This window comes from Spirosoma harenae, from assembly GCF_054776975.1.
In genome coordinates, this window is sequence record NZ_BAAHBD010000010.1 from 116,845 (window position 1) to 136,812 (window position 19,968).

Genomic DNA, 19,968 nt, shown 5'->3' on the forward strand with positions numbered 1-19,968 from the left:
GGAATGCTGGAACTTGCTGGTTGACGGTTAACTTTGCGCTATGCAAGCCTTTCCTGTCTCTTCCTCCATTCTATCACCGATTCATCTTGCCCAGTTCGTACAGGAGAAATATCAGCTCCCTCAAGGCACAACGTGTCAACTGCTGAAAGCAGGTGTCAACCACTCTTATCTGATTACGAGCGGCTCGGCCAAAGCAATTTTTCGTATCTATAGCCTCAATTGGCGAACTGAAACAGATATTTCCGAAGAAATACGTCTGTTGACATTCTTGCAGGAAAACGATCTTCCTGTTTCCTATCCTTTGGCCGATACCACCGGTCAGTATATCCAGGAGTTGAATGCGCCGGAAGGAAAGCGATTTGGCGTATTATTTTCCTTTGCGGAAGGCGAAAAATTGCTGACATTTTCGGAAGATCTGCACCACAAAATAGGGCAGATTATGGCTCAATTTCACCAGTTTACGCAGCCTATATCCTTAGACCGGGTAACCTACACACCCCAAATTTTGCTAGTTGATTCTATTGAAAAATTTAAGCCGTTTCTACCGATCGATACGCCGGAAATGCAGTTTATGCTGTCTGCTCAACAGTATTTATTGGATGAGTTCGCAAAGATTAATTACGCAGAAACTCGTCGGGGAATTGTTCATTTAGACATCTGGTTCGACAATCTGAATATTGCTCAAGACGGCACTGTAACGCTCTTCGATTTTGATTTCTGCGGCAATGGACTGCTTTGTCTGGATATAGCCTATTACATTCTCCAAATTCATAGTACAGAAACCGACATCGCTGAATTCCACAAAAAGAAAGATAGTTTTCTACGGGGTTACGAGTCGATTTCAGCCATCAGCGATGAAGAGAAAAGATTACTCCCAATGTTGGCCGAGAGCATTTATTTCTTTTACATCGGCGTGCAATGCGAACGCTTTGAGAACTGGTCAAATACATTTCTGAATGAGATGTACCTGAAGCGATTTATTAATTTGCGTATCAAACGCTGGTTTGATTTCAACCAATTAGGTCAAGGAATACAGGCTTAGATAGTAGCCAGACGTTTTTAAAAAGGAACACTCTCAGTATACAATCACAACAGACATGGGTAAATTTCATGAGTACATCAAACCCGCTCACAAGAAGTTTATTGACGAGCAGCACATCTTTTTCGTCGCGACAGCCCCATTAAGTCCTGATGGTCATGTTAATTTATCACCGAAAGGTCTTGACTGTTTTCGGGTTCTATCCGAATCGAAAGTGGCCTATATGGACTTGATTAGCAGCGGCAACGAAACGTCGGCGCATACGCTCGAAAATGGTCGTATTACCTTTATGTTTTGCTCTTTTCAGGGTGCTCCGAATATTCTTAGACTTTATGGCAAAGGGATGACTGTGTTACCCGATACGCCCGAGTGGGAAGAATATGCTCCTCATTTCACAATCTACCCAAGCACTCGTCAACTAATTATTGCCGATATCGACTTAGTGCAAACCTCCTGCGGCTTTGGCGTACCCTTATTTGAGTATACAGGCGAACGCGATATTCATTTCGACTGGGCTGAGAAACAGGGAAAAGATGGGCTAATGGATTACATACAGGAAAAGAATTTGGTGAGCCTGGACGGATTACCAACAACAATCGGACTAGCCCAATGAACCCCATCTTCTTTCCGTCACAAGATGATTTTCGAAAATGGCTAGCTGAAAATCATGACAAAACCAGTGCATTACTAGTCGGTTATTATAAGGTTGGGTCGGGTAAACCCAGTATGACCTGGTCACACTCGGTCGATGAAGCACTTTGCTTCGGATGGATTGATGGTGTTCGTAAATCCATTGATGAGGATAGTTATTGCATCCGATTTACACCCCGAAAATCGGCGAGTATCTGGAGTGCAGTCAACATTCAAAAAATTGAGGAACTTACCCGGCAGAATCGAATGCATCCGGCGGGTATAGCAGCCTTCGAAAAGCGTCAGGCCGCCAAATCAAAAGTTTACGCTTACGAACAAGCAGCAATAGCCTTTTCGCCGGAATTTGAGAAAGCATTTATAGCTAACGAAAAAGCCTGGACATTCTTTCAGAAACAAGCTCCGTGGTACCGAAAGCAGTTTATTAACTGGGTTATGTCGGCAAAACAACCAGCCACTCAGCTAAGCCGACTCGAAAAATTAATCGCCAGTAGCGCCGACGAAAAGCGGCTATAAGCGGCATTCAGCGAAGCAACCTTTCCTGATTATCAATCGTATTGCTCAAAAAATTCGTATCTTGGATATTGTTTGCACGCTTATTTTATGCAAATAATTCCTAAACCCACAGATCGTGTAGCAACGCTATGCAGAAAGGCTATTTCTGGCTGTTTGTCTGGTTCGTCATCTACCTGCCAGGTATTGTTGTGGGTCAAAACCTTGTTCCCAATGGTAGTTTCGAAAATTTCCGAAACTGTCCTATCCACGATAATCAGCTAGAGGAAGCGATTCCCTGGTACAATCCCAACAAAGCCACTCCTGATTTTTATAACCACTGCTACGATTTTGGCCAGTTAATTCTTCAACCACATTCAGGCAATGGTGCAGCACACTTATTTTTTGATGTCGACTGGGAGGAGTATCTGGGCATCGAATTAACTCAGCCACTAATCGCTAACGAGTGCTACTATTTCGAAATGTACGTTGCCACAAATACCCCAAGCAAGTACATTACGGAAACGATTGGCGCTCATTTTTCGACTCAGCCAGTTACCAGTACGAATACCAGCATGTTTCGGGTAACTCCGCAGATTCTTGATAATATTCCCCGAAATGGTGTAGGCAACTTAGAGTGGCACCGCGTGTCGGGTGTTATCAGTGCCCAAGGAGGTGAGCGCTATCTAACAATCGGCAGTTTTATGAAAACACCTCCTTTTCTTGGCTATTTTTATATTTTCGTCGACGATGTTTCGCTTGTTCGTGTCAAGATGGATTTAGGTAATGACAGCACACTATGCAGTCGGAAAGCGACGTATCAGCTCGATGCAACTACTCCTGGAGCTATTGATTACCGCTGGCAGGACGGTAGTACTAAGTCTACTTTTCTTGTTACGAAGCCTGGCACATACGCCGTCACCGCCGTAACAGCCTGCAAAACCCTCAGAGATTCAATCAAGATTGATTATGCTCTAGATTTTGATTTGGGAGCGGATACTACACTTTGCAATGAGCAAACGCTTACTCTTCAAGTTCCGGCCAGTACGGCTTCAACCTATTATTGGCAAGATGGATCGGCGCAAACGACGTATCTAGTCAGACAAGCGGGTACATATAGCATTCGGGTCCAACAGGCAGATTGCGTTGCCAGCGATACCATTCGGGTTCGATTTATCCGCCCCCCTACCCTCGATTTAGGTCTGAATAAAGAGCTATGTGGTGCCCAGACATTCACCATACGACCTGCATTTACTGATGGAAAATTTAGCTGGCAGGATGGCTTTGTTGATGAAGCGCGAACAGTAAACACATCAGGCGTCTTTTGGGGACTTGTTAAAAACGACTGTGCCACAGTCATAGACTCCATTGAAATTGATTACGGAGCCTGCGATTGTGTTCTGTATGCGCCCAATAGTTTTTCGCCCAATGGTGATGGACTGAACGACGTATTTCTGGCCTATGGTTGCGGGGACATTACCATTACATCACTCGCCATTTACAATCGATGGGGAGAAGTGGTTTTCAAAACCGATAAATACCCTTTCCAATGGGATGGATTTTATCATGGTGAAGTCTGTGAAACAGGTGTTTATGCCTGGAAAATACAGTATGATTTAAAACGTGCGCGAAAAGTAAAGTCCTATCAGGATCATGGTCCGCTCAGTTTAATTCGCTGACTTATCCTATAAAATTCTATGTCTATTCAGTTGATAAAGATCGGTCTCTTCTGCCTCCTACTAATTACTCCCAATTTTCTGATTTTCGGCCAGGTTGACAAACCCCGGTTTCGCGTAGTGGCTATTGCCGAAAAAGGTGGAGGAGTGCATGCTCCGTTTGTTGCCGAAGCTAAAAAATGGCTCGCCCAGTTGGCTACAGAAAATAAGTTCACCATTGATTATATCGAAAATACGGAACCGATTAACACTGATTTCCTAGCCAATTATGACTTATTCATCCAGCTCAATTACCCGCCATATATGTGGACGGACACAGCGAAAGAAGCTTTTCGCAACTACATTACCGAAGGGAAAGGCGGTGGTTGGATCGGCTTCCATCATGCGTCTTTACTAGGCGAGTTCGATGGGTATGCCATGTGGCCCTGGTTTTCGGAATTTATGGGCGGCATTCGGTATAAGAATTACATTGCTACGTTTGCAAAGGCAACTGTACATGTAGAAGCGAAAAGCCACCCTTGCCTGAAAGGTTTACCGGCCACGTTTGACGTAGAAAAAGAAGAATGGTACACGTATAACAAAAGTCCTCGCCCGAACGTAAGCGTGTTGGCAACCGTCGATGAATCCAGCTACTCGCCTGATTCAAACATTAAAATGGGCGGTGATCATCCTGTAATTTGGTCGAACGAGAAAATGAAGGCGCGGAACGTATATATTTTTATGGGTCATCACCCCGATTTATTTAAGAATGATGCCTTCGTAACGATTTTCCGAAACGCTATTTTTTGGGGTGCTAAGCATGAAAAACCCTGAACGATCATCCCCAACAAATTCCTTCCCTTTTCCAAGCGAATACCCGATTCATGCGTAACGACTGGATCCTCTTTCGGTCAACTAGTCTCGCCAAAAACATCTCTAGAATGGTACACCTGACTTTCTCCGTTGTTTAGGGATATGGCAACTGCTGCTATGATTACTGCTCAGAATAGCTTCACAATGCGGGACAAAGCTGCCGAGATGAGTAAGATAATCGCAACAAAGCCCAGACCATAATAAAGTCCAAACCATTTAGATACGAATCCGATTAAAGGCGGTCCAGCCAAAAATCCAATAAAGCTAAAGGTGGCAAATGTAGCCAGTCCAGCGGCAGGTGGAATACCGGGTACACGCATCGACGCACTATACAGAATTGGGGCTCCCAACGAACAACCTACTCCTAACAAGGCAAAGCCAATTAAAGCAGTGGCAGGATAGGGCAATGCGATAGCGATAAACAAGCCAAACGCAGCAACCAAACCGCCAACCTGAAGCCAGCGTTTAGGCCCAATTTTAGGAATAATACCGTCCCCAAGAAAACGGAAGCCGGTCATTGTCAATGAAAAAGCACCGAAACCCAACGCGGCTATTTGACTACTCGCTCCCAACGTTTCGCGCAAATAAACAGCACTCCAGTCGAGCGCTACTCCTTCTCCCATCGCTACAGCCAGACCAATCAAAATCATCAATAATAAATCCAGATTTGGAACCACAAACGACGATCCGGCTTTTTCGCCCGATTCAGTTCGACTACTGGATGGAATGATGCGTAGGGCAGGTTGAAGCAGAAAGGTTGCAATGAGTATAATTCCGGCCATAATTGCCATGTGCACAGACGGTGATACGTGTAATGCAATTACGGCTCCGGCAATACCTGAACCCAGCAAGCCACCTAAGCTCCACATCCCATGGCACGACGACATGATCGAAATCCCCTGCGACCGTTCTACATTGGTAGCACAGGTATTCATAGCCACATTAATAAGGGCGCTACTAAGTCCTAAAAGAAATAACCCTGATGCCATCACAGCGGTATTCGGCGCATTAATTGGAATGCACACTGCCACTGTGATGCCTATTGCCGACCAGAAACAGGCTTTTGCTTCACCAAGTCGGGCAACGATCCAGCCCGTCAGTGGATTCATAACCAACAGACCAACTGGCATGGCAAAAAGCACGAGACCTAATTCAGCATCCGATAAATGCAGTTTTTCTTTTACGTGCGGAATGTGTGCCACCCAACTCCCAAACAGGATACTATCTGATGCAAATACTAACCCAACAGCCAGTGCCTGCCAGTTCAGAAAAAACGTGAGTAAGTTCTGAACGAATAAATTACGAGGAAGTCGATTAAATGATACAGTTGTATTCATATCACAAAAATAGCCGGACTTCACCGGCTATTTGCAACAATACATTGCCCTTTACTAATGTTAGATTAACTATTTGACAACGTTTTTTAGTCAATCATTGTCAACGACGTATTATTTTTGAGGTGACCAGCCATTGCTTTACGCAGTTTTTCAACCTTTGGCAACGAAACACTGCGGATATAAGGTTGGTCAGGGTGAAGAGCGAAATAGTTTTGGTGATAGACTTCGGCTGGGTAAAAAACAGAGAATGGGGCAACTTCTGTTACTACCCGGTTAGTATAATGCTTCGACTCGTTCGTACGCTTGATAGCAGCCTCGATTTCGGCTTTTTCTTCAGGCGTCCGATAAAAAGCCATTGAGCGGTAATCACGACCAACGTCCGGTCCCTGGCGGTTCAATGTAGTCGGATCATGCCCAGCAAAAAAAGCGTCGAGCAATTGCGAATAGCTGATCACTTTAGGATCGTAATAAACTTGTACCGATTCAGCGTGACCAGTTTGATCTGTGCAGACTTGTTCATACGTTGGGTTTTTAGCGGTACCACCCGCATAGCCCGAAATAACTTCGCGAACTCCTTTAAGTTGATTCATGCCTTCTTCCATCGCCCAGAAGCATCCACCAGCAAAGGTAGCGACCGCTTCACCGGGTTTAAGGGCAGGCAGTTTGGCAGGTTCTTTCGATTGACCTAACGCGCAGCCTGCAAACAGAAGCATGCTGAGCACATATACATGAATTGATTTCATACAGTTTCCAGATAGGATTTTGTTGATATATAAACGATTAAAATCGATTCGCGGTTTCATTGGCAGAGGGCAAAGGGATAAGAGCAGCGTGTTAAAATTTCTTATTTCCACTCTTTCTCTAAACTCTCTGCCCCAGCCCCATGCCCTCCACTCTATCATGAAACTCCAATTTGAAAAAATAGAACCTGAAGCTGGCAGTTCGTTTAAGGTTATTCATAATACGGAACCCGAAACTTGCCGCGTTTATTGGCATTATCATCCTGAATACGAGATAGTTTATATTCCATCTGGCAATGGTAAGCGTCGTATTGGCACGAATGTATCGTACTACGAAGCAGGTGAATTGGTATTTATTGGTCCTAATTTGCCGCACCTCAATTTTAGCTATGGAATTGAAGGACAATATGAAGAAATCGTCGTTCAGATGCGTGATGATTTTATGGGGTCAGATTTTCTTCAACGTCCTGAATTGGCATTTGTTAAACGCTTGTTCGAGCGATCAAATACAGGTTTGACCTTTGGAGTCACCACAAAACAACAAGTAGGTCCATTATTGGAGCAATTACCTGAACAATCTCCTTTTGAGCGGTTTCTGACCTTACTGCAGGTATTACAACGACTAGCAAATGCCACTGACGTCGAACTTTTACACGCTAACGGTGTTCGCTTTGATCTCAATCCCAAAGAACAGGAACGTATTAATCGAGTTTGCCACTACGTCGAGCAGCATTATACAGAAATCATTGATATGCAACGAGTAGCTGATTTGGCCAGTCTGACTGTTCCAGCATTTTGCCGCTACTTCAAACGAATGACCCATCTGACATTTACTGACTTTGTTAACGAATACCGTGTCAATCAGGCTCGTCAATTATTGCACTCCGCACGTACAGTAGCGGATGTTGGCTTTACGGTTGGATTCAATAATCTCTCTCATTTCAATAAGACATTTCGGGCTGTAACTGGGCAAACACCAAGTGCGTATAGAAAGGCTCTAGTTGGATAAGGCCGAAATACAGATTTCAAAAAATGCCATAAAAAAACGCCCCAGTGAATTACCGGGGCGTTTTCCTTATTTACTTATTAGTTTGGATAACCTGGATTCTGAGGAGTCAGTTTAGGGTTATTCAGCATCTCTTGTCTTGGCAATGGCAATAGCAAGTGCTTTTGCTCCAAGGCTTTGTTTGTGCTCAGGTTAACGTGACCTACAAAGTTATCGAAGCCTTTGGTGGTTTCGTTGAACACTTTACGCAAACGAACCATGTCGTACCATGTAATCTGTTCATAACAGAACTCATACCAGCGCTCGCGCCAAACAGCTTCCCGGAAAGATGCCTGGTTATACGTTCCTAAAGCAGGAGTAGTCAATGTAGCCCGATCACGAATGCGTTTAAACGCGTCGTAAGCCGCCTGCGTTGGTCCACCTACTTCGTTTTGCGCTTCTGCGTACAACAATAGAGTTTCGGCATAACGAATCTGCGGTACGTTCAGGTTGTTCAGACGCGTACCAGCGACACCAAACGTACCATTTGCTGTACGGTTGAAATGCTTAAATACATAAGGTGCACCCAGTTCGAAGCGAACTCCGTTACCATTGGTGAAATAGGTCGTGTAAAACCAACCATCCTGATCTTTTGCCCGTAGGTCACCGGCTTCAAACGATTTATAGAATGAAGGCGTTGGAACAGAGCTTCCCGTACCCGTAGGCCCGTTGTAGTTGATTGGCTTAAAGTTTCCGTAGAAATTGTCCATCGGATTACTAGCCACAACAGAATTGTATTGAAGCATGTAGAGGTGTTCTACCCGGTTCTTCTGGCTTTCTTTGTGCACATCTTCGTAGGTTGTGAACAAATTAATTGTCGACGGATTGGCGTTGGCGTATGTAATAACTTCAAACGCTTTGTCGGCAGCCAGTTTGTAGTGCGATGCGCCTTTGCTTAACGGAAAACCAGCCATGGTCAAATACACTTTTGCCAATTGGGTTTTCACAGCAGCCAAATTAACACGGCCACTCACGTCCATCCAGGGTAATCCAGCGGCTTCAGCAGCGATCAGGTCATCAACGATCAGCTTATATACATCCTCTGTTTTAGCGCGAGTTGGCTGGAAATCTTCAGATGTAGCCGTTTGTGGCTTCGTGATCAGCGGAATATCACCCCAAAGCTGAACAGCTGCGAAATAAGCTGTTGCCCGTAGGAAGCGGGTTTCCCCCAGGATTCTCGTCTTTTGAGCAGCATCCATCGGCGTAATCGGCGGTACTTTTTCGAGTACCTGGTTTGCCTGCGCAATTACCCGGTATAAGCCGTTCCAATAGTTTACCACGTGTGCTGTATTGCCGTCATGCGACATGCTATACAGGTTGTTCAGGTCAGAGTTCTGAGCGGTTTCGGTAGTAGATGTTCCCGTCATGGCTTCGAGTAGCTGCCAGTTAGACGAGAAGATACCAGCACCATCACCCATAAACCGCAGACTAGCATATACAGAAGCTAATCCAGCCTCAGCATGGTCAGGGATGGTATAGAAACTCTCATTCGTCAGGTTCGACGGAGCTTTCTCTTCTAGAAAGCTAGTGCAACCTACCGGCCCGATAAAAACGGTGCCGCACAAGAGCGCTTTTGTTATTGTTTTTACTACAGTATATCGCATAAAAATGTCATTCAATTTTAGGAAAATACGTTACTTAGAAACCAACTTGTAAGCCTAGTAAGTAAGTGGTTGGCTTCGGATAGTTGTGCCAGATCATACCTTGTGAGAAAGCGCTGTTACCATCGCCCTGGTTGGTAGGTGTTACTTCTGGATCGCCAACGATTGGATCATCAACTAACAGGAAGAAATTCTGCACCGTAGCGTATACCCGCAGACGGCTCATTTTCATCCGGCTTACCAGAGCTGATGGCAGCGTATAACCGAGCAATAAGTTACGTCCACGCAGGAAAGAACCATCCTTAATCCAGTGGCTATCCACGTTTGTTACATAACCAGCACGAGTTTCCCGGATTTGGGCAATCATCGTGTTCTGATTTTGTGGTGTCCACGCATTCAATACTGACTTGTAGCTGTTAGCAATGGCCTGACGGTCTTCACTTGGGTGAAGGTTCATCAGCATAACGTCGTTGCCATACATAAATTGCAGTTCCAGCGTAGCATCGAAACCTTTGAAACGGAACTGGTTCGTCAGAGCGCCCCAGCCTTTTGGGCTACCATTACCGATAATGCTACGGTCAGCATCTGTGATCGTCTTATCGCCATTCACGTCCAGGTATTTGATATCCCCTGGCAACATGGTCAGGTTGTTACGGTAGCTGGTGAATTTGGCAGCTTCTTCGCGTTCTGCTTCACTCCATACACCCAGGCGGGTTAATCCCCAGAATGCACCAACTGGCTCACCAACACGGATTACGTTGGTTGGGTTTGTGAAGTTAGGACCACCTACGTTGAAAATATCAGATGGGGTTGCCAGCGTGAGTACTTTGTTGCGGTTCAGTGAAAGGTTGAACGTTGTATTCCAGGAAAATCCGCCCCGGTCGATGTTCACCGTATTCAAGCCAAATTCAAAACCATAGTTCTGCATTGAACCTACGTTCCGACGAATCGTTCCATAACCACTCGTACGTGGAACGGGAGCGTCAAGCAGCATGTCGGTCGTTAAACGATAGTAGTAATCCGCTTCTAGGTTAACCCGTCCTTTGAATAAGCCAATCTCCACGCCTACGTCTGTCTGAGCGGTTTTTTCCCAACGCAAATCAGGGTTCGCCAGACGGTCGATACCTGTTCCACCAATCCGTGTATCGTTAAAGATTGTCGAGTAGTTAGAGCTCAACAGGGCAAGCGACGTGTAAGGAGGAATTTCAGAGTTACCTGTCAGACCGTAGCTGGTACGTACTTTTAAGTTGTTAACAACAGGATTACCTTTCAGGAAAGGTTCTTCCGAAGCACGCCATGCCAACGCTGCTGATGGGAAGAAGGCAAACTTGTGGTTAGCTCCGAATTTCGACGAACCATCGGCACGACCTGTTACTGTCAACAAATATTTGTCGCGTAAGCTATAGTTAATACGGCCAAAGTATGAGTTAAAGGCAAAACGCGACGCACCAGATCCTACTTGTGGGTTAACCGAACCGGCTCCTAAGTTGTTGTAACCAAAGTAGTCAGTTGCGAAGTTGTTAACCGTAGCACTCATGTTGAAGATATTAGTCTCCTGCCACGAAATACCCAACAGCCCTGTAAAGTTGTGATCCGTACCAATCTGCTTGTTATACGTCAGGTAGTTTTCCAACGACCAGAAACTTTCCTTACGGTACCGGGTGGCTGCGTTTCCTAAGCTACCTGGGTTCAGTACGCGTGTCTGCGATTCGTTGTTTTCCTGCGTCTGAATGTTTACGCCTAATACCGTACGCATTTCCAGTCCTTTCGCCAGATTGATGTTGGTATACAAGCTACCCAGCGTTGTTTGGGTATTCAGGATGAAACGACGGTCGTTTAAGCGAATGGCTGAACTAAACGTTCCTTCTGCGTTTGGATAGTCGCGGTTGTTAGCATACGTACCATCAGCATACTTCACAGGTAAGAATGGAAAGTCTTCAACGATCTGCCGGGCAACGGCGTCATTGATATCCACAAGGTTTTCAGACTGATTGTTGTAACTAACCGTACCACCAATTTTCAACCATTTCTTCACTTGATCGTCGATCGTGAAACGGGTAGAGTACCGCTTCATATACGATGTTTTGATAAGCCCCTGGTCATCACGATACCCTAAAGACAGCGAGTATTGTGTGCGCTCGCTACCACCGCTGAAACCTAACTGATGGTTCTGAGAAAGCTTGTTCTGCGCGTTTTCTTTGAACCAATCCGTATCATAAAGTGGGTTCAAATTCGCATCAAAAACCCCCGGATATTTGGCACTGTAGGCCTTCCGGCGAGCTACTGGATCCAGATAAGTATACTTACCAGATGCCCAACCAGCTGGGTCAAACTTAGCAATGTTAGCATAAGCCAGATCTTCAGTTGCCAGATATTCTCTCGCATTCAACACTTGTGGCTTATTCGGCCCGATTGTGTTTACACTGAAATCAGCATTATAGGTAACGGTTCCTTCGCCAGCCTTACCTTTCTTGGTGGTTACCAGAATAACACCGTTAGCACCCCGCGCTCCATAAATAGCTGTCGACGAAGCATCTTTCAATACCTCAATCGAGACGATATCATTCGGGTTGATATAGTCGATAGCAGAGCTGAACTGGTTCTGGTTACCTTGTGGCAGCATTACACCGTCGACCACATAAAGTGGGTTGTTTGACGAGTTAATGGAGCTAAATCCACGAATCCGCACCGTTGTCCGGCCACCTGGGCGACCTGAGTTGGTATTTACCTGCACACCCGGCATACGGCCCGATAGTGCCTGGTTAAGTGAAGGAGCAGGGCGTTCCATCAGCTGCTCGGTTTTAATCGTGCTAACAGCACCTGTTAAATCCGATTTCCGCTGTGTACCATACCCGATAACTACGATTTCGTCCAGCGTTTTGTTGTCAGCTTTCAGGCTAAGGTTGATAGACGACTGGCTTCCAACAGCTACTTCCTGAGCAAGATAACCTACAAACGAAAATACGATAGTGGCATTTGTTTCAGGCACATCAAGCCGATAACGTCCGTCGGCATCGGTTACGGTTCCTCGCTGAGAACCTTTAACAACAACGCTTACGCCTGGTAAGGCTTCATTCTTTTCATCCGTCACCCGTCCCGATATGGGTCGGTCTGCTACGTTAACTACGCTTGAATTACTAGGTACATTTCCGTCATTCGCCTTTGCAGTATAAGTATTAGAAAGAGTAAATGTTGTGAGTAGCGATAGGGTAAGAGAAAGTTTGGATACCCTGACAAGTAAATTTGGGGGAGGTAGGCATTTGTACATAGGTTTTAGCCGATTGCGCGGTTGTTTAGGTTCACGACAATTGTAAATAAGTACGAATATTTTAGACAAAATTAACTACACTGCTTTAACTACCTATGGATGATTAAAAAAAAATTTAAAAACCATTAATCGAGGTTAAAAATATGAGCAGATAAAGGAGCAAATCAGGTTCATGAATTGCATCATTGCATCAACTAAATGTTACTTATAAAAACTTAAAGGCAACAAAATACTAACCCTATTCGATATGAATTTTCTTCGAAAAAATACAACCTGCTTTTTATAATTATCTCTTTAACAAGTATTTAATAGAAATTAAAATATGAGTAAAAATACTATTGTAGATGAATTACTCAATTTGTTATACACAGTTCGACCCGAAAATTAACTTGTAGAAAATACATTGTATGCTTCGATTGATAATTGCCCTGTTTAGCCTATTTGCCTTTGTCAGTTTGACGGCTCCTGAGCCTGAACTCCATTTTCGTCGCTATTTTGTGGCTGCCGAAAGCTACGAGTCAGTGGCTGTTTTTGATGTAGACAAGAATGACACGCTCGATATTGTCTCTGGTGATTTTTGGTACGAAGGGCCTCAATTTCGACGTCGTCACCTCATAGGAAATGAGCCCCGGAAAGACCAGTACTACGATGATTTCTCTACCATTCCCATTGATGTGAATAAAGACGGTTATCTGGATTTTGTGACTGGTGGTTGGTTCGATCAAACGATCCGCTGGGTTGAAAATCCGGGTACAGATAATAAAAAGAATACCTGGCCTCTGCATGAAATCGGCAAAGTGGGCAATGTAGAAACAACGCGAGCCTGGGATATTGATGGCGATGGCACAGTAGATATTGTTCCTAATAATCCGAACCATCCATTGAAATATCTAAAATTGGCTGGATCGGGGGAATTTAAAACGATAAACGTTGCTCCAACGCAAGGTCATGGACTGGGATTTGGGGATATAAATGGCGACGGTCGGGGGGATATGATTGTTAGTGATGGCTGGCTCGAAGCCCCAGCCAATCGGGAAGAAGGCCCCTGGACACTTCATAAAGAATTTGCCCTTGGAACAGCCAGCGTACCTATTATTGTGGCGGATGTCAATGGCGACAAGGTAAATGATCTCATCGTTGGGCAAGGTCATAGCTATGGTCTACATTGGTATGAGCAGGTTCGTTCTAGTAATGGGCAACGCACCTGGACTAAGCATCTGATCGATGATAAAAACTCACAATACCACTGCCTGGAGTGGATAGATATTACAGGAGATGGCCGCCCAGAGTTGATTACAGGTAAACGATTTAGAGCGCATAATGATGGCGATCCCGGTTGCTACGATCCTGTTGGTCTGTATTATTTCACCTGGAATACGGCTGAAAAGAAATTCGTCAAGCACAATATTGCCTATGGCCCGGCAGGAGAAGGCAAAGGAACGGGTATTTATTTTGCCGTAGCCGATTTGCACAAAAAAGGCCGAAAAGACATCATTGTGGCGGGAAAAGACGGCTTATTTGTCTTTTTTAATGAAGGGGCTGCGAAAAAATAATCCAGAATAATCTAGTTGCGGAGTAGTTTTTGCCGTATTTTTAACAATTGTACTTTACTCTCTTCCGTAACTTTATTACTATATGCAGCGCTCTCAACTCAAAGAATTCTATGGCTATGGGCTTATTTTATTCGTATTGATAACCGTCCAACTGTACTCCGTATACGTAGCCGCCACAACTGATTTATCCCTAACCTGGCAACACTACACTGGTTTCATTGCGACAACTGTAGCGTGTGTTTTTTGGATTATCCGTAAACCGCTTTACCTGTTCTACGCACTCGGTCTAACCTTAGTATTGGGTTACGAAAATCTGATTGGTTTTACGCCAACGCTCGATTTTACAGCAACTCGCTATTATATTAATAACATGGTTTTGCCGATATCGTATCAGGATTTCTCCATGTACATGCTCATAATTTGGGCATACATTGCGCATACTCGCTTACGAACTATGGTACAATCTTTATTCCTGAAAACAGGAAATTAACGACAAGCATACACGATCATAAATAATAAAGGCCACAGAAGACATTAATATCTCTGTGGCCTTTATATATGGAATAAACCTTCTACGCATTCAGCGACCAGCCTTCACGGTATTCGCGCTTCACAAACTGATTGGCTTCATCGAAGTTGGTGATTTTCATGTTTTTACCATCCCACATCAGTTTCTTACGACCGGGATAATTAAAGCCTTTTCCGTCGGCTTTGGGCTGGCGAACCGTGTAGCTACGGATGGCCAGGTTACCCATCAATACAGATTCTGTCAGCGGGCCAGCGAAATCGAACGAAGACGTAAGTGCTTTGTGTTCTTTGCTGTTGTATCCGGCTTTGCAAGCTTCCGTCCACAACACCTGGTGACCATTTTCTGGAAGTGGTTTGGATCCATCAGCAGGCTTCGGTTTTGGATCGCCTACTATTTTCTGGCCATCTTTTGTGTAGAGTTTTGGGTCTTCGCCATACATGCCACAGATCAGAAGTCCTTTGTCGCCATGGATCAGAACGCCATTTTCGCCGTTTTCCGGCATCGGCTCACCTTCCGGTAGCATATCTGGACGGAATGGGCGAAGGCCGCCATCTTCCCATACCATTTTAACCACCGACTTATTTTTGGCCGTTGCCGGGAATTTCAATTCTACATGCGATGATGGCGGGCAACCTTCAGGAATGTACTCAGGCGTCCAGTCTTTCAGGAATACCTGACCGATGCTGGTTTCTACTTCTGTTGGATAACCAAGCCCAAGTACCCGGAATGGTGTGTCCATAATGTGGCAACCGATATCACCAAGAGCACCAGCACCAAAATTCCACCAACCACGCCATTTAAATGGGTGATAAGCAGGTGTATAGCCAACTTTTTGAGCGGGTCCTAGCCAAAGATCCCAATCCAGATCAACTGGAATTTGATCAACGGCTTGTGGTACTGGAATACCTTGTGGCCAAACAGGTCGGTTCGTCCAAAGATTAACGGTATGTACTGTACCTAATAATCCTTTATCGAACCATTCTACCATTTGCTTTTGCTGTGGGTTCGACGATCCCTGGTTACCCATTTGCGTAACCACTTTATATTTACGAGCGGCTTCGGTTAGCATCCGAGCTTCGTAAATATTATGCGTCATCGGTTTCTGCACATATACGTGTTTGCCCCGCATCATAGCAGCCATAGCAACAACTGCGTGCGTATGATCGGCCGTTGATACCGTTACGGCATCAATGGTTTTCCCTTCCTTATCCAGCATCTCACGGAAGTCCTTGTAGCGTTTCGCATTCGGATGCTTGGTGAAGTTTTCCTTCACGCGTGGAAGTCCCCAATCCACATCGCAGAGAGCCACGATGTTGTTAGCGCCATTGTTGTACGAGTTATTGGTGTCGCTAAACCCTTTACCACCAAAGCCTACCCCGGCAATATTGAGTTTATCGCTCGGAGCAATGAAGCCTTTTCCACCCAGTACATGCCGTGGCACGATCATAAAACTGGTTGCAGCTAATGCGCCAGCCTGGATAAACTTCCGTCTCGATGTTGTGCCCGAGCTGTCCTGGCTGGGCGTTGAGTTATCAGATAAGTTCATAAAAAAACAGATGTCAAACGTATTCCGTGTGATATAAAAGTAGGGGCTCAGTTTTTTTTACCCCTAACCAATTCAGAATTCTTATGCTATATACTCGTATTAGAAGCATAAAGCCTACTGACATCTGCATTTTTCTCAATTATTTATTATTCCTGTTAACACAAACGGGCCGTTCAACTAAATGATGAACGGCCCGTTTGTATGCCTCTAAAAAACTAGTTTACTTCTGAAACGATCCGAAAATATGATCCCAGAAAGGAGATGATACGCCGTAATTGCTTTCCGGATTTTTATAGTGGTGAACACTATGATTGATCCATAATTGCTTAAAGAAATTCTTCGGTGGCGCATAGGCATGCACGATAAAATGCGTAGCCAGATAGCCAGAATACCCTACCAGAAAACCAGGGAAGAATGCGTAAGCCGCTTCACCCATCAGTAGAAAAAACATTCCAAAGAAAAAGGCCGCAATAAAAATAGCCAGTGCAGGCGGCATGGCTAGCCGAGTTTTATCTTTTGGATACTCGTGGTGAACGCCGTGAAACGTATATTGAATCTTGGCACGTTTTGGCGTTGTTGGTGCCAGATGATACAGATACCGATGTAAAACGTATTCAAATAGCGTAAACGAAAATAAACCGGCAACAAATAAAAGAGTAATCGTTGAATTACTCATGTCAGTATACGTAAAGGCATACCAACCCAAAAACGCCGACAAAGCCAACCACATCGAAATGGGGACCATGATGTGCGTTCTCGACAGGGCTTCCAGAATAGGATTATCGAACAACTTTTTCGTACCGCTATTCTTGGGCCGCGTTTTGCCGTGCCCAGCCATCGTCTGTAACTTTTCAGTAGTTGATTCCATAAAGGTGTACTCAATTAACGACACAAAAGTAAGATGAAAAAGCGTTCATTGTCGCAGCTAGATAGTAAAATCAGTTTACTATTTTTTATGCCTTACTAACCTCGATCTGGTCAGATAGTTTTTCCTGCATGGCTTTTACATCCCCTTTAGGTAGTTTCGGCTTAATGATTAAACGTAGTGAATTGCTATAGGTAATATAATTAATCATCCAATTCAGAAAAATGAACAGACGGTTTTTTACGCCAACTATCGACATTAGATGTACGAACAACCACGTTAGCCACGCAAAAAATCCCTGAAACTTTAAATAAGGCAAATCAACAACGGCTAACCCTCGTCCGATAGTAGCCATCGTGCCTAAATCGTGGTACGTGAATTCTTCCGGTTGTTCGTTACGAGCCCAATGAAGCAGGTTTTTGGCCAGATGTCGACCTTGCTGAATAGCAGGTTGGGCAACTTGAGGATGACCATTTGGCCATTTATCTTCAGTCATGAGCGCTACATCACCAATGGCGAAAATATCTGTAAAGCCTTGCACCTGACTATAACGATTGACCAACACGCGCCCTCCGCGCCCAATCACTTCGGACGGCAAACCGGCTAATGGATTCGCTTTCACACCAGCGGCCCAGATTAAATTATTGGTGCGAAGTGTAGAACCATCATTCATGGTAACAATACGTCCATCAAAATCTTTAACCCGTGTATTAAGTCGAACATTTACGCCCAATTTCTGCAAATAATCCAGTGAGTGCTCCTGCGACTGTACCGACATTGGGCCCAAGAGTTCGCCACCAGACTCGATGAGGTAGATGTCCATCATCTTAAAATCCAGTTCCGGGTAATCAACTGGTAAGACTGTCTTCCGCATTTCGGCTAGTGTACCACAGAGTTCTACCCCCGTTGGCCCCCCTCCTACTACAACCACGTCCATCAGTCCTTCTTTTTCGTCCTGCGTTTCAACACTTAACGCATCTTCAAAATTCTGAAGCATTCGGTTCCGTAGTGCAATAGCTTCCGATACAGACTTCATCGACAATCCTTTTTCAATAATATTCTGCTGATTGAAAAAGTTAGTATCCGCGCCCGTAGCCATCACCAGATAATCGTAGGTAACAGGGCCTAGTTCAGTATCAATTGTTTTATCGGCAGGCCGAATGGTAGTTACATTCGTAACACGGATATGTACGTTTTCGCATCCGCCAAATACAGCTCGTAAAGGGAATAAAATTGAATTAGCCTCTAATCCTGCTGTAGCTACCTGATAATAAAGGGGTTGAAATTCGTGGTAATTCTGTTTATTGATCAGAACGACCTGAAACTCTTTTCGGCGGGAAAGTTTACGGGCCAATTTTAGCCCTCCAAAGCCAGCCCCAACAATAACGACTCGTTTACGGTCTGTTTGCGGAATATTTGGGTTCATTAGTATCGGTTTATAGTTTACGGTTTACAGGTGCTTGAAACGTAGCTGTCCTATTCGTCATTCAACTGTAAACTGTAAATCGTAAACTCTTTAACTCACGAGTGGTTTTGCTTCCTGAAGTACTCGCTCATAATGAGCTTCGTAAAGGGGCAAGATACGCGATAACTCGAATTCTTTAGCCCTTGCCAACGCATTTTCTTTGAATGTCGGCAGGTTTGCATCATCTAAAACATACAATGCATTTTTGACCATATCTGCTACATCGCCAACAGGACTCAGAAAGCCGGTTACGCCTTGTATATTTAGTTCGGGTAAACCACCTGCGTTCGACGTGATCAGAGGAACTTCGCAAGCCATTGCTTCCAGAGCCGCCAGCCCAAAACTTTCATTTTCGGAAGGCATAATAAACAAATCGGCTACCGAAAGTACTTCTTCAACCTGATCCAGTTTACCCAGAAAACGTACCTGATCGTAAATACCCAGATCGCGGACAAGTCGCTCGATACGAGCCCGTTCAGGCCCATCGCCAACCAGCAGCAGTTTAGCGGGCGTCTGTTGCTGAATGTGATAAAAAGACATTACCGCATCGTCGATCCGTTTTACGCGCCGAAAGTTTGAGGTATGTACGATCAGTTTTTCACCATTTGGGCAAATGGCTTTTTTAAAATGTTCCTTTTGCTGCCGTTTGAATCGACTCAGGTCAATGAAGTTCGGAATCACCTCAATATCCCGATGTACTTTGAAATGTTTGTACGTATCCTGCCGCAAGTCTTCCGAAACAGACGTTACGCCGTCCGACTCATTAATACTAAACGTAACAACGGGTTCGTATGAAGCATCTTTACCAACCAGCGTAATATCTGTGCCATGCAGGGTTGTTACAACCGGCACATTCCGACCCTGCGATCGTAAGATCATCTTAGCCATGTAAGCGGCTGATGCATGCGGAATGGCATAGTGAACATGCAGTAAATCAACGTTTTCGTTGAGCACCACATTCACCATTTCGCTCGCCAGCGCCGATTCGTAAGGAGCGTACTGAAAGAGCGGGTAAGAAGGTATATTTACTTCGTGATAAAATACGTTTTCGTTAAAAAAATCGAGCCGGGGAGGTTGTTGATAGGTAATGAAGTGAATTTGGTGGCCATTCTTAGCCAGCGCTTTACCGAGTTCGGTAGCGACCACACCACTACCCCCAAATGTAGGGTAGCACACAATGCCAATTTTCATGCGTGAGAGAACGAGTTTGTCCTTCAACAACAAATGGACGCAAAAAGAATCCCGCCCGATAAGTAAGCTTACGTAAAAGATTTTCAGGATTGATGAAAAACCAGATGCAACGTATTCCAGA

The 19,968-nt window shown here is 44.7% G+C and carries 16 protein-coding genes; 8 read left to right on the forward strand and 8 right to left on the reverse strand.

Going from position 1 to position 19,968, the window contains the following annotated elements; genetic code table 11:
• Nucleotides 1-40: 40 nt before the first annotated feature.
• The 5 genes from ACYVE4_RS14435 (at nt 41) to ACYVE4_RS14455 (ending at nt 4,668) form a co-directional block, all read left to right on the forward strand.
• Nucleotides 41-1,042 (forward strand): phosphotransferase, encoded by a 1,002-nt coding sequence (locus tag ACYVE4_RS14435; protein ID WP_461040857.1) that lies wholly within the window; start codon nt 41-43, stop codon nt 1,040-1,042.
• Nucleotides 1,043-1,097: 55 nt separating this feature from the next.
• Nucleotides 1,098-1,652, forward strand: a complete 555-nt coding sequence (locus ACYVE4_RS14440) for a pyridoxamine 5'-phosphate oxidase family protein (RefSeq protein ID WP_461040858.1) — start codon at nt 1,098-1,100, stop codon at nt 1,650-1,652.
• Nucleotides 1,649-2,203: a YdeI/OmpD-associated family protein gene (locus ACYVE4_RS14445; protein WP_461040859.1), complete on the forward strand. Its 555-nt coding sequence runs from the start codon at nt 1,649-1,651 to the stop codon at nt 2,201-2,203. Before ACYVE4_RS14440 ends, ACYVE4_RS14445 begins: the two co-directional genes overlap by 4 nt.
• A 128-nt stretch (nt 2,204-2,331) precedes the next feature.
• On the forward strand, nt 2,332-3,858 hold the full coding sequence (locus ACYVE4_RS14450; protein WP_461040860.1) for a gliding motility-associated C-terminal domain-containing protein: 1,527 nt from the start codon (nt 2,332-2,334) through the stop codon (nt 3,856-3,858).
• 18 nt (nt 3,859-3,876) lie between these two features.
• Nucleotides 3,877-4,668 (forward strand): ThuA domain-containing protein, encoded by a 792-nt coding sequence (locus ACYVE4_RS14455; RefSeq protein WP_461040861.1) that lies wholly within the window; start codon nt 3,877-3,879, stop codon nt 4,666-4,668.
• A 167-nt stretch (nt 4,669-4,835) separates the two neighbouring features.
• On the opposite strand, the gene ACYVE4_RS14460 is transcribed toward ACYVE4_RS14455, so the two are convergent.
• A complete protein-coding gene (locus ACYVE4_RS14460; RefSeq protein WP_461040862.1) occupies nt 4,836-6,044 on the reverse strand; it encodes an MFS transporter in 1,209 nt (402 codons plus the stop codon).
• Between the two features lie 86 nt (nt 6,045-6,130).
• Nucleotides 6,131-6,787, reverse strand: coding sequence for a peptide-methionine (S)-S-oxide reductase MsrA (gene msrA / locus ACYVE4_RS14465; protein ID WP_461040863.1), 657 nt, complete (start codon nt 6,785-6,787; stop codon nt 6,131-6,133).
• Between the two features lie 157 nt (nt 6,788-6,944).
• On the opposite strand from msrA, the gene ACYVE4_RS14470 reads away from it, so the two are divergent.
• Complete coding sequence (locus ACYVE4_RS14470; protein WP_461040864.1) at nt 6,945-7,793, forward strand: helix-turn-helix domain-containing protein; 849 nt, start codon at nt 6,945-6,947, stop codon at nt 7,791-7,793.
• A gap of 77 nt (nt 7,794-7,870) precedes the next feature.
• On the opposite strand, the gene ACYVE4_RS14475 is transcribed toward ACYVE4_RS14470, so the two are convergent.
• Nucleotides 7,871-9,433: a RagB/SusD family nutrient uptake outer membrane protein gene (locus ACYVE4_RS14475; RefSeq protein ID WP_461040865.1), complete on the reverse strand. Its 1,563-nt coding sequence runs from the start codon at nt 9,431-9,433 to the stop codon at nt 7,871-7,873.
• Between the two features lie 34 nt (nt 9,434-9,467).
• The gene (locus tag ACYVE4_RS14480; RefSeq protein WP_461040866.1) at nt 9,468-12,698 is read right to left on the reverse strand and encodes a SusC/RagA family TonB-linked outer membrane protein; all 3,231 of its coding nucleotides are present in this window, start codon (nt 12,696-12,698) and stop codon (nt 9,468-9,470) included.
• 407 nt (nt 12,699-13,105) lie between these two features.
• Between ACYVE4_RS14480 and ACYVE4_RS14485 the strand changes: the two genes are divergently transcribed.
• Complete coding sequence (locus ACYVE4_RS14485; RefSeq protein WP_461040867.1) at nt 13,106-14,251, forward strand: FG-GAP repeat domain-containing protein; 1,146 nt, start codon at nt 13,106-13,108, stop codon at nt 14,249-14,251.
• An 82-nt stretch (nt 14,252-14,333) separates the two neighbouring features.
• Complete coding sequence (locus ACYVE4_RS14490; RefSeq protein WP_461040868.1) at nt 14,334-14,741, forward strand: hypothetical protein; 408 nt, start codon at nt 14,334-14,336, stop codon at nt 14,739-14,741.
• An 82-nt stretch (nt 14,742-14,823) separates the two neighbouring features.
• On the opposite strand, the gene ACYVE4_RS14495 is transcribed toward ACYVE4_RS14490, so the two are convergent.
• The 4 genes from ACYVE4_RS14495 to bshA form a co-directional block, all read right to left on the reverse strand.
• Complete coding sequence (locus ACYVE4_RS14495; protein WP_461040869.1) at nt 14,824-16,326, reverse strand: Gfo/Idh/MocA family protein; 1,503 nt, start codon at nt 16,324-16,326, stop codon at nt 14,824-14,826.
• Nucleotides 16,327-16,546: 220 nt separating this feature from the next.
• The gene (locus ACYVE4_RS14500) at nt 16,547-17,194 is read right to left on the reverse strand and encodes a sterol desaturase family protein (protein WP_461040870.1); all 648 of its coding nucleotides are present in this window, start codon (nt 17,192-17,194) and stop codon (nt 16,547-16,549) included.
• A gap of 85 nt (nt 17,195-17,279) precedes the next feature.
• Nucleotides 17,280-18,617, reverse strand: a complete 1,338-nt coding sequence (locus tag ACYVE4_RS14505; protein WP_461040871.1) for an NAD(P)/FAD-dependent oxidoreductase — start codon at nt 18,615-18,617, stop codon at nt 17,280-17,282.
• 90 nt (nt 18,618-18,707) lie between these two features.
• On the reverse strand, nt 18,708-19,847 hold the full coding sequence (bshA, locus tag ACYVE4_RS14510) for an N-acetyl-alpha-D-glucosaminyl L-malate synthase BshA (protein ID WP_461040872.1): 1,140 nt from the start codon (nt 19,845-19,847) through the stop codon (nt 18,708-18,710).
• Between the last annotated feature and the right edge of the window lie 121 nt (nt 19,848-19,968).